Genomic DNA, 1,335 nt, shown 5'->3' with positions numbered 1-1,335 from the left:
ACACGGATGGTAACTGTCACCTGGCGCTTAGCCTGGAATATAAAGGTAGAAGGGTAACGCACCGCTTAGGCTATGAGGCGCTCTCAAATATGGTGGGGCGTATCTGCGAAGTGTATCCGCAACTCCGTCGCAAGTTCCGCCTGCCGTTGGGACGTGGACAACGATTAATTGGCGAGGATGGCCGCGTACTGGAATCTATGCCTTGGTGGGATGGGATGTACTGGCTAGATAAGATCGAGCCATTGCCTGTTGAGCAAATGCACTTTCAGCAAGAGTTGCCTTTTTCCTCACAGGCTACCAGTGAAGATAATCCGCGTAAATGGACTAGCTCTGCTCAGGTCTGGGAACTCTATGAACACGGCTTGCAAGCCTTCGGAACAAGACACCAAAGCCATTGGGAGATAGCCGTCGCTATGTGGCGGGCAAACTGGTTGCCGCAAGACGCCACTGCTGCCTTACAGCGTTGGGTACGCAAAAAGCACAATGGATTTAGCAAGCAGGCTGCGTGTGGTGATTGGAGAAGCATTGATGCTGAGATTGCTCGTCAGGTACGTTGGATTTGGGACCATTTTAGACCCTATCCAGATACACCCCATAACCTGGATGGCTATGTCACGCGTGAGGATTTAAGATGGATTGCTGAAATTTATCCTTGTGATGTAGTCAATCAGAAACGCTTATTTGCGCTAGTCTGTTATATGCGGCCCCGCTCCTGCCATGACTTCGTTTATGTCCCTGCTCGCGTATGGCGAGATGAAATTGCCAATGTTCGCACATACCATGCTTTCAGACAGGATCTTGAAAGCAAAGGGCTGTTAGATTCTGTGATGAGCTATCGCCATATTGAAGGATTGCCAAATGCCAGCTACAGCCGAAAGTTTAGACTAAAGCTGCCGAGTTGTAGCAGCGAGTCGATTCAGTATGACGGTAGAAACGAACACGACTATTATCAAGCACTACTTCTCAGCTTAGGTTCTGTTAGGGAAGCGGTAGCCCTTACAGGGGTGTCAAAACAGCGATTTTATGATGCTCTAGAGCGCCAAGAATTTGATAACGGATAGTATCGCGGTTTTGATACTTTTTGTTACAAAAACCGCTAAGTCCTTATTTATCAAGTCCGGAAATGCACACCATATATAACTGTTATAGCAGGCGGCGTTAGCCGCCCTGCGGCCCCTCGCGGTGGGCGCCGACAAAATTTTCTTTTTTGGTTAAATTTGCACAAAGGTACGTAAAGTCTCACAGGAATTTAACTCTTTGCTAATTTCGCAGAATACGCGGAGAGCGAAGTCTTACTGCGATCAGAAGCCATTTTTCATAAAAATTAAGCGATAA

The 1,335-nt window shown here is 47.6% G+C and carries 1 protein-coding gene; it reads left to right on the top strand.

Features of this window, described 5'->3' with window-relative positions:
- Window positions 1-1,061: hypothetical protein (locus AB1598_15105; protein ID MEW6146338.1), on the top strand; the 1,061-nt coding region annotated here is incomplete at its 5' end.
- Window positions 1,062-1,335: the final 274 nt, after the last annotated feature.

The organism is Thermodesulfobacteriota bacterium (genome assembly GCA_040754335.1).
GTDB lineage: Bacteria > Desulfobacterota_D > UBA1144 > Nemesobacterales > UBA2774 > 2-12-FULL-53-21.
This window is presented reverse-complemented; position numbering and strand designations above follow the sequence as displayed.